Origin of the sequence: Rhizobium sp. Root1203 (assembly GCF_001424945.1) — a bacterium.
Classification (GTDB): Bacteria; Pseudomonadota; Alphaproteobacteria; order Rhizobiales; family Rhizobiaceae; genus Rhizobium.
In genome coordinates this window covers 172,717-182,106 of sequence record NZ_LMCW01000069.1, presented here as the reverse complement: position 1 = coordinate 182,106, position 9,390 = coordinate 172,717, and the positions used below count along the sequence as shown (strand labels likewise).

General features: G+C 60.8%; 7 protein-coding genes. 5 read left to right on the top strand and 2 right to left on the bottom strand.

The genetic code is table 11. The annotated features are described in order from the left end of the window. Positions 1 to 129: 129 nt before the first annotated feature. Positions 130 to 456 (bottom strand): GCG_CRPN prefix-to-repeats domain-containing protein, encoded by a 327-nt coding sequence (locus ASC97_RS32440; protein ID WP_057472433.1) that lies wholly within the window; start codon positions 454 to 456, stop codon positions 130 to 132. 276 nt (positions 457 to 732) lie between these two features. On the opposite strand from ASC97_RS32440, the gene ASC97_RS32435 reads away from it, so the two are divergent. The 5 genes from ASC97_RS32435 to ASC97_RS32415 all read left to right on the top strand — a co-directional run bounded on the left by ASC97_RS32435 (position 733) and on the right by ASC97_RS32415 (position 8,888). Continuing rightward, positions 733 to 3,072 carry a transglycosylase domain-containing protein gene (locus tag ASC97_RS32435; protein WP_057472432.1) on the top strand — a complete coding sequence of 780 codons (2,340 nt, stop codon included), beginning with the start codon at positions 733 to 735 and terminating at the stop codon, positions 3,070 to 3,072. Between the two features lie 236 nt (positions 3,073 to 3,308). Continuing rightward, on the top strand, positions 3,309 to 5,225 hold the full coding sequence (gene dnaK / locus ASC97_RS32430; protein ID WP_057472431.1) for a molecular chaperone DnaK: 1,917 nt from the start codon (positions 3,309 to 3,311) through the stop codon (positions 5,223 to 5,225). 83 nt (positions 5,226 to 5,308) lie between these two features. Further along, entirely contained in the window at positions 5,309 to 6,436 is a 1,128-nt protein-coding gene (gene dnaJ, locus ASC97_RS32425) for a molecular chaperone DnaJ (protein WP_057472430.1), read from the top strand. A 205-nt stretch (positions 6,437 to 6,641) separates the two neighbouring features. After that, a complete protein-coding gene (locus ASC97_RS32420) occupies positions 6,642 to 8,537 on the top strand; it encodes a TPR end-of-group domain-containing protein (RefSeq protein ID WP_057472429.1) in 1,896 nt (631 codons plus the stop codon). A gap of 144 nt (positions 8,538 to 8,681) precedes the next feature. Then, complete coding sequence (locus ASC97_RS32415) at positions 8,682 to 8,888, top strand: hypothetical protein (RefSeq protein WP_057472428.1); 207 nt, start codon at positions 8,682 to 8,684, stop codon at positions 8,886 to 8,888. Between the two features lie 36 nt (positions 8,889 to 8,924). Here ASC97_RS32415 and ASC97_RS32410 read toward each other — a convergent pair whose 3' ends face one another. Beyond that, a complete protein-coding gene (locus ASC97_RS32410) occupies positions 8,925 to 9,272 on the bottom strand; it encodes a helix-turn-helix domain-containing protein (RefSeq protein ID WP_057472427.1) in 348 nt (115 codons plus the stop codon). Positions 9,273 to 9,390 lie beyond the last annotated feature (118 nt).

Here is a 9,390-nt window from a genome sequence, read left to right as displayed (position 1 = left end):
ATCCGTCAGTGCAATATCCTGCTCCACCATCCACCGCACCCCTTTTGAGGTGCCAAAGATGGCCGATCATCGTTAACCGCCGGTTAATCTGCCAAAGTAGTGCTAGGCATCCAGGTCAAATGTCGGCGGTCAATAACGGTCGTAGCCGTCCCGCATCCAGGGGGGTGGGCGATGATCCCATGACCGGTCGTCGCGCCAGCCGTGGCGTGGCGGCGGACGGTTGCCCCATCCATAGGAGCGTTCGTAGCGCCAGCCGTAGCGCGGCGGAGGTGGCTGCCTCCAGTTCGGTCGGCAATTGCCCCATGGCGTCAGGTGATAGCCGCGCCCGCAGGCATAATCGACAAGCACGGCATTCTTGGTCGCGCCGCTTTCGATTGGCGCGATCGGCATTGCTTCGGCGATGGAAACGCCAAATCCACTCATTGCAATCGCCAGGGCGATCGTTGTCATGCGCATCTCTGCACCTCTGTTCTGCAAGTCCCTTGCTTCGCGATTAGAGGGCTCCGCAGGTGAATGCAGGCTGAACCAAACTGGGCAATATTGCGGCGAAAATGGGCGCGGTGCGCCATCGTGAGAGGCAGGCTTCAAAAGCCGAGGTGCTTGCCTAACGAGTTCTTAACCACCCCTTAAATCGCCTCATTTAAAGTTCAACCGGGTAGAGAACCGTCCCGGAGGGGCGGACGCCGCAAACATCGGGTTTGTTTGGCAAAACTGGAGTTCGACCGGTCCTAGATGGCAGGCAGAGGCAGATCACGCGATAGAATCGAACCGTCCTTTGGTGGCCGCGACAGCCGCGACGATGACGATGATTTCGCGCTCGACGCCGACGACCGCGTTGCCGGCGGGCGAGCCGCAAAGCGGCCAGCATCGAAATCGCCACGGTCCCGCCAGCCCGAGCGGCGCAAGCGCCGCCCGCCGCCGGAACGCGAAGGCGGCGGCATTTTCGGCTTCGTCCGCAGGATCGTCTACTGGTGCATCGTGCTCGGCATCTGGGCCGGCATCGGGGTGACAGGCCTCGTCGTCTACTACGGCTCGCGCATGCCGAGCGCCAGCACCTGGGCCATCCCCGATCGCCCCCCGAACGTCAAGATTACCGCCGTCGACGGCAGCGTGATTGCCAATCGCGGCACCACCGGCGGCGAGGCGCTCGCACTCGAGGAGATGTCGCCTTACCTTCCCGAAGCGATCGTGGCGATCGAGGACCGGCGCTTCTATTCGCATTTCGGCGTCGATCCCCTAGGCCTGGCCCGCGCTTTCGTTACCAATGTCACCACCGGCCACATGGTTCAGGGTGGCTCGACGCTGACCCAGCAGCTCGCCAAGAACCTCTTCCTGTCGCCGGATCGCACCCTGGAGCGTAAGGTGCAGGAGGTGCTGCTGGCGCTGTGGCTCGAGCAGAAATACACCAAGGACCAGATCCTCGCGATGTATCTCAACCGCGTGTTCTTCGGTTCGAACGCCTATGGCGTCGAGGCGGCATCGCGTCGTTATTTCAACAAGTCCGCACGTGACGTGAACCTCGGCGAGGCAGCGCTGCTTGCCGGCTTGGTGAAGGCGCCGTCGCGCCTGTCGCCGGCCCGCGATCCGGAGGCGGCCAACGCCCGGGCGCAGGTCGTGCTCCAGGCCATGCGCGATCAGGGCTACATATCGGGCGACGAGGTCAGGACGGCGATGTCGCAGACGCCGGCCAAGGCAAAACGCTATTGGTCGGGGGCGGGCCACTACGTCGCCGACATGGTGATGGACGAACTGCCGGGGCTGATCGGCGACGTCAAGGAAGACGTCATCGTCGACACGACGATCGACAAGGGCCTGGAAAAACGCGCCGAGCAGGCATTGACCGACGTGCTGAACAAGGACGGTGCGAAACTCGACGCCTCGCAGGCAGCCCTGGTATCCCTCGACGGTACGGGCGCCATTCGCGCCCTTGTCGGCGGCCGCGACTATGCCGACAGCCAGTTCAACCGTGCGGTCAAGGCCAAGCGCCAGCCGGGATCGTCGTTCAAGCCGTTCGTTTATGCCGCGGCCCTGGAAAAGGGCCTGACGCCGTTCTCCGTCTTCAACGACGCTCCGATTCGGATCGGCGACTGGACGCCGGAAAATTACGAAAAGAAATACAACGGCGAGGTGACGCTCGCCACAGCCCTGGCAAAATCGCTGAACACCGTCGCCGCGCAGCTGGTGATGTACGACGGCCCCGACCAGGTGATCAAGCTGGCGCATCGCCTCGGCATCGAGTCTGAACTGCAGCCCAACGCCTCCATCGCGCTCGGCACCTCGGAAGTGTCGCTCATGGAGCTGACAGGTGCCTATGCGGCCTTCATGAACGGCGGCTACAAGGCGACGCCGCATGTCATTCGCCGCGTCACGACCGCCGATGGCAGCAAGGTGCTGTACGAGAACACCTACGACAGCCCGCCGCGCGTCCTTTCGGAAACGATCGCCGCCAACATGAACGCGATGATGATGGGCGTGATCGACCAGGGCACAGGCAAGAGCGCCAGGCTGGCGGGCTGGCAGGCAGCGGGCAAGACCGGTACCACCCAGAATTCGCGCGACGCACTCTTCGTCGGCTTCACCAGCAATCTGACCACCGGCGTCTGGTTCGGCAATGACGATGGCAAGCCGATGAAGAAGGTGACGGGCGGCGGCCTGCCGGCCAAGGCCTGGCAGGAATTCATGATTGCCGCCCACAAGGGGCTGTCGCCGGCTCCCCTCTTCGGCAGCGGCCAGTTCATGAGCGATCCGGGCACTTTGAACGGCGCCGGGCAGCCGATGGCCTCCGCCGAACCCGGCATGCAGGAGCCCGTTCAGGAACGGACCACCATCGGCAACATCATTTCTGGCGTTTTCGGTGGTTCGGAAAGCGAGTATCCGCAGGCGCCCTCCCGACCCGGGCGGCAGCCGCTTTCCCCGAGCGGCGGCGGTCCGGTACCGCCCGCCGATGTCGCCGAGGATGGTCGCTACGGCTATGGCGACGCCGTTCCTCCGGGCGATATCGGCAGCGCCGAAGAGGCTCCCTCGGGGCGTCCTCGTCGCACGACGCTTCTCGACCTGATCATGGGGCAATAATGGCGCAGCGCTGAAAGAAAAAATGCGCTGATCGCGCCGCTGTGAAAATTAATCGTCGTAGGCTCGTTTTGCCGGTTTTCAGCCTATTTCCCGCCTTGCAGTCGCGAAAACCGCTCCTTATATACGCCGCATCACCGCAATCACGATTGCGTTAATCCTAAAGACCAATCCCGTAAGGGGCTGTCAGCGAAATGCCTTCTCGGGGTTCCGACAGCTTGCTTCAAGGAGAGAATGACATGGCAAAAGTAATTGGTATCGACCTTGGAACAACGAATTCCTGCGTCGCTGTCATGGACGGCAAAGACGCAAAGGTCATTGAGAATGCCGAAGGTGCGCGCACGACGCCTTCGATGGTGGCATTTTCCGATGACGGCGAACGCCTCGTCGGCCAGCCGGCAAAGCGCCAGGCGGTCACCAACCCGACGAATACCCTCTTCGCTGTCAAGCGCCTGATCGGCCGCCGCTACGAAGATCCGACCGTCGAAAAGGACAAGGGCCTCGTTCCTTTCGACATCGTCAAGGGTGACAACGGCGATGCCTGGGTCGAAGCCCAGGGCAAGGGTTACTCTCCCGCACAGATTTCCGCGATGATCCTTCAGAAGATGAAGGAAACCGCAGAATCCTATCTCGGTGAAAAGGTCGAGAAGGCCGTCATCACTGTTCCCGCATATTTCAACGACGCGCAACGCCAGGCAACCAAGGATGCAGGCAGGATCGCCGGTCTTGAGGTTCTTCGCATCATCAACGAGCCGACGGCGGCAGCGCTTGCCTACGGTCTCGACAAGAAGGACGGCAAGACGATCGCCGTTTACGACCTTGGTGGCGGTACCTTCGATATCTCGATCCTCGAAATCGGTGACGGCGTCTTCGAAGTGAAGTCCACCAACGGCGATACCTTCCTTGGCGGTGAAGACTTCGACATGCGTCTCGTCGAATATCTCGTCGGCGAGTTCAAGAAGGACAACGGCATCGACCTCAAGGGCGACAAGCTTGCCCTGCAGCGCCTCAAGGAAGCCGCTGAAAAGGCGAAGATCGAACTGTCCTCTGCCCAGCAGACCGAAATCAACCTCCCGTTCATCACGGCGGATGCGACCGGTCCGAAGCACCTGACACTGAAGCTGACGCGCGCCAAGCTTGAGAGCCTGGTCGACGATCTGGTCCAGCGCACCATCGCGCCTTGCAAGGCGGCTCTGAAGGACGCTGGCGTGACCCCGGCTGAAATCGATGAAGTGGTTCTCGTCGGCGGCATGAGCCGCATGCCGAAGGTCCAGGAAGTCGTCAAGCAGCTGTTCGGCAAGGAGCCTCACAAGGGCGTCAACCCGGACGAAGTGGTAGCCCTCGGCGCCGCCATCCAGGCCGGTGTTCTGCAGGGCGACGTCAAGGACGTTCTGCTCCTCGACGTAACCCCGCTGTCTCTCGGCATCGAAACCCTGGGTGGCGTCTTCACGCGTCTGATCGAGCGTAACACCACGATCCCGACGAAGAAGTCGCAGACCTTCTCGACCGCTGACGACAACCAGCAGGCCGTCACCATCCGCGTTTCGCAGGGCGAGCGCGAAATGGCTGCCGACAACAAGCTGCTCGGTCAGTTCGACCTCGTTGGCCTGCCGCCGGCACCGCGTGGCATGCCGCAGATCGAAGTCACCTTTGACATCGACGCCAACGGCATCGTGCAGGTGTCCGCCAAGGACAAGGGCACCGGCAAGGAACAGCAGATCCGCATCCAGGCTTCCGGTGGTCTCTCCGACGCCGATATCGAAAAGATGGTCAAGGATGCCGAAGCCAATGCCGAATCGGACAAGAAGCGTCGCGAAGGCGTGGAAGCAAAGAACCAGGCCGAAAGCCTTGTCCACTCAAGCGAGAAGTCGCTGAAGGACTATGGCGACAAGGTTTCCGAAGCCGATCGCACGGCGATCTCCGATGCGATCGCAGCGCTGAAGTCTGCTACCGAAGCAACCGACCCGGATGCCGAGGACATCAAGGCGAAGACCCAGACGCTCATGGAAGTATCCATGAAGCTCGGTCAGGCGATCTATGAAGCCCAGCAGGCCGAAGGCGGCTCGGCCGATGCCTCCGCAGAAGGTGGCGACGACAATGTCGTCGATGCCGACTACGAAGAAGTCAAGGACGACGACCGCAAGAAGTCCGCGTAAGCGACCAAACGGTCAAGCTTGAAACTGACATTCCGGCTGCTCACCATGGCAGCCGGATATCCATTTCCGGGGTCTGATCCTTAATGGCAAAAGCCGATTTTTATGAAACGCTGGGTGTCGCCAAGACGGCGGACGATAAAGAGCTGAAGAGCGCTTTCCGCAAGCTGGCCATGAAATACCATCCGGACAAGAATCCGGACGACCACAGCGCCGAGCACAAATTCAAGGAAATCAACGAAGCCTACGAAACGCTGAAGGATCCGCAGAAGCGGGCGGCCTACGACCGCTACGGTCACGCAGCATTCGAGCATGGCGGCATGGGTGGCGGCGGCGGCGGTTTTGCCGGTGGCGGCTTCTCGGACATCTTCGAGGATATCTTCGGCGAGATGATGGGCGGCGGCCGGCAGCGGCAGCGTTCCGCCGGTGGACGCGAGCGCGGCGCCGATCTTCGCTACAACATGGAAATTTCGCTGGAAGAAGCCTTTTCCGGCAAGACCGCGCAGATCCGCGTTCCGACGTCGATCACCTGCGACGTCTGTTCCGGTTCCGGCGCCAAGCCGGGAACGCAGCCGAAGACCTGCGGCACCTGCCAGGGGTCCGGTCGTGTTCGTGCCGCGCAGGGTTTCTTCTCGATCGAGCGGACCTGCCCCACCTGCCATGGCCGCGGCCAGATCATTCCTGATCCATGCACCAAGTGTCACGGGCAGGGCCGGGTGACTGAAGAGCGTTCGCTCTCCGTCAACATTCCGTCGGGCATCGAGGACGGCACGCGGATCCGCCTGCAGGGCGAGGGCGAAGCCGGAACCCGTGGCGGACCGGCGGGCGATCTCTACATCTTCCTCTCCGTCAAGCCGCATGAGTTCTATCAGCGCGACGGGGCCGACCTCTACTGCGCCATCCCGATCTCGATGACGACGGCAGCGCTTGGCGGTACGTTCGACGTGGCGACCCTTGACGGCACCAAGTCGCGCGTGACCGTGCCGGAAGGCACGCAGGCCGGCAAGCAGTTCCGCCTCAAGGCCAAGGGGATGCCGGTTCTGCGCTCGGCGCAGACGGGCGATCTCTACATCCAGATCCAGATCGAGACGCCGCAGAAACTCACCAAGCGCCAGCGCGAGCTGTTGCAGGAATTCGAAGAGCTGTCTTCGAAGGAGAACAATCCGCAGTCGACCGGCTTCTTTGCGCGGATGAAGGAATTCTTCGAGAACTGATGCCAGCCGTCCGCTCGCATCGCCAAGGCCCGGTTGTTTCAACCGGGCTTTTCTATTTTGTCGATGAATAAGCCGATATGTTCTTGTCGAAGAGACTCGACTTTTGTATTTTTAAGCTCTCTATTAGTTTAGTCTAATTCTATCGGCATGGGTTTATAATAGAATAGACTTCACCCGTGATTGTTCAGTCAGCGCCGAGGTTCACTTGGAACGCCGTCTTGCAGCTATTCTCGCAGCAGAGATCGTCGGTTACAGCCGGTTGATGACCACCGACGAACAGGCAACGCTGGATGCGGTGAAGCTCTGCCGCAGCGAGCTGGTAGACCCGAAGATTGCGCATTGCCGCGGCCGTATCGTCAAGCTGACGGGCGACGGCATGCTGGTGGAGTTTTCCAGCATCGTCAACGCGGTTGCCTGCGCCAGCGAGATGCAGCAGGCGATGGCTGAGCGCAACAAGGCCGTTGCCGACGATCAGCGCATCGAATTTCGAATCGGCATCCATCTCGGCGACGTGATCGTTGAGGACGGCGACATCTTCGGCGACGGCGTCAACGTTGCCGCACGTCTGGAAGCGATCGCCGACCCTGGAGGAATAGCGATTTCCGCGTCCGCCAGGGATCATGTGGGAACCCGGCTCAGCCTGTCGTTCGAGGACAGGGGCGAGTATGCGCTGAAGAACATCGAAAAGCCCGTCAGGGTCTATTCGATCTCCGCCAGGCGCGCCTTGCCTCTGAAGGTCAACGAGGCGGCGCTGGCGGCTGCCAGGGAGAAACACAAGCAACTGGTCGCCGTCTTGCCCTTCACCAACATGAGCGGTGATCCGGAGCAGGAGTATTTCTCCGACGGCATCACGGAAGATATCATTACCGATCTCTCGAAGATCTCGAACCTCTATGTGGTCGCGCGAAATACCGCGTTCACCTACAAGGGAAAGTCCGTGCAGGTGAAACAGGCGGCCGCGGAGCTCGGCGTCAACTTCGTGCTGCAGGGCAGCGTGCGCAAGGCCGGCGAACGTGTTCGCATCACAGGACAGCTGATTGACGCGAGGAATGGCACGCATATATGGGCCGACCGCTTCGATCGCGACCTGACGGATATCTTCGCCATCCAGGACGAGATTACCAATGCCATCGTCGATCAGCTCAAGATCAAGCTGCTGCCGGCAGAGAAGCAGGCGATATCGAGCGAGCCGACCCGCAATGTCGAAGCCTACACCTACTATCTGAGAGGCCGGCAGTTTTCGCACACCTGGACCAGGCACTACCTGCTCATGGCGCGCCGGATGTTTTCGACTGCGGTCGCGCTCGACCCGGATTATGCTCGCGCCTACGCCGGGATCGCCGACTGCGAATCCGCCCTGCGGGATTGGCACGCGGGGGACTATACGCTCGAAGGCATTCTGGAGCTCACCGCCAAGGCGCTGGCGCTGGATCCGAACCTGGCCGAGGCGCACGCCTCGCGCGGGCTGGCGCTGCATCAGGACGGGCGCGACGAGCAAGCACTGGTCGAGTTCGAGAAAGCCCTGGCGCTGGAGCCCGATCTCTATGAGGCCAATTTTCACTACGGGCGCTTCCTGTTCATGCAGGGGAAATTCGAGAGTGCGGTCGCGTTCTTCACCAGGGCGTCGCAGATACGCCCCGACGATTACCTGTCGCCCATCCATCTGATGAGTGCCTCGCGTTCGCTCGGCCGCCAGGAAGACCGGCAGAATTGGGCGCGCATCGGCATAGAACGAGCCGAGCGGGCCTTGGAAAGCCACCCCGAGAATGCCGGCCCGGCTCACAGGGGCGCGCTCGCATTGGCGCACATGGGCGATCACGCCCGCGCCAAGGAGTGGGTAAAGCGCGCCCAGGCGATCGATCCGGACGATATCGTCGCCCAGTACAACGTCGCCTGCGTTTACGCGTTGCTCAATGAATGCGACACGGCGCTCGATATCCTCGAGGCCCTGCTGCCGCAGTCCTCATGCTACCAGATACTCTGGTTCGAGCACGATTCGGACCTGGACTCGATACGTGATCATCCGCGATTCCAGAAGATGCTGGACGCGATAGAGGCCTGCACGTTCTCGCAGGACGGCTTCAGGGTGGCGTCCGAATAGCGCAGTTTACGCCCTCGTTTCATTTTGAAACAGGTCGCGCGGTTCATCTGTCTTGCGTTAACGCATCTTCCGGATCCCGCTTTTCAGCGGCGCCGAATGTCTTCACTATGCTCGCAGGGGAAAATCAAACCAAGGGCAACTTCCATGATGGTAGCCGCCAGCAATTCTTTGCAGTCGGATGATGTCGACGTACTCGCAGGCGCACTCTATACGTGGTGCGCAGAGCGCAATATCAAGCTTCGCAGCCAGCAAGGTCTGGCGATCGCCAGCATCGCAATCGACCTTTACCATGCCGGTCATCATACGCAGGACGACTTGCTGGTCGCGCTGCACGAGCGCGATCTGCATTGATCAGGGACGGGTAGAGTCTGGGTACGGCCCGAAGGTTTAGGCGTAGGCTTCGCCGCTCATCAGGTCGAGGATGGTTTTGACCGCTTCCTTGCCTGCTGCAGAGCGTAGCTTGTCATAGCTCACGCCCAGTTCGTATGCCTCCCGGCTCAACCCCGGTCTGGCCGCGGCGTCGGCACCTTCGAACAGCGCCGATATATCCACATCCAGGAAAACGGCTATCTGGTGCAGCTTGCTCGCGGATACCCGATTGCTGCCCTTCTCGTATTTCTGGATTTGCTGGAATGTGAGATCCAGCGCCTCACCCAGTTCCAGCTGCGAGATCCGCCTTTTCGCACGAAGCGTTCTGATGTTCTGGCCGACAATAATATCCACCGGATCTGGCACTTTAGTGTTCCCTCATGAAGCAATAAATTGCATCCTGCACTATGCCGAGGTTTCTCGATAGCGCAACCCTATAGTTGCAAATTTCAACCGGCATTTTCGCTCGTTTAGGCTAAAGTCT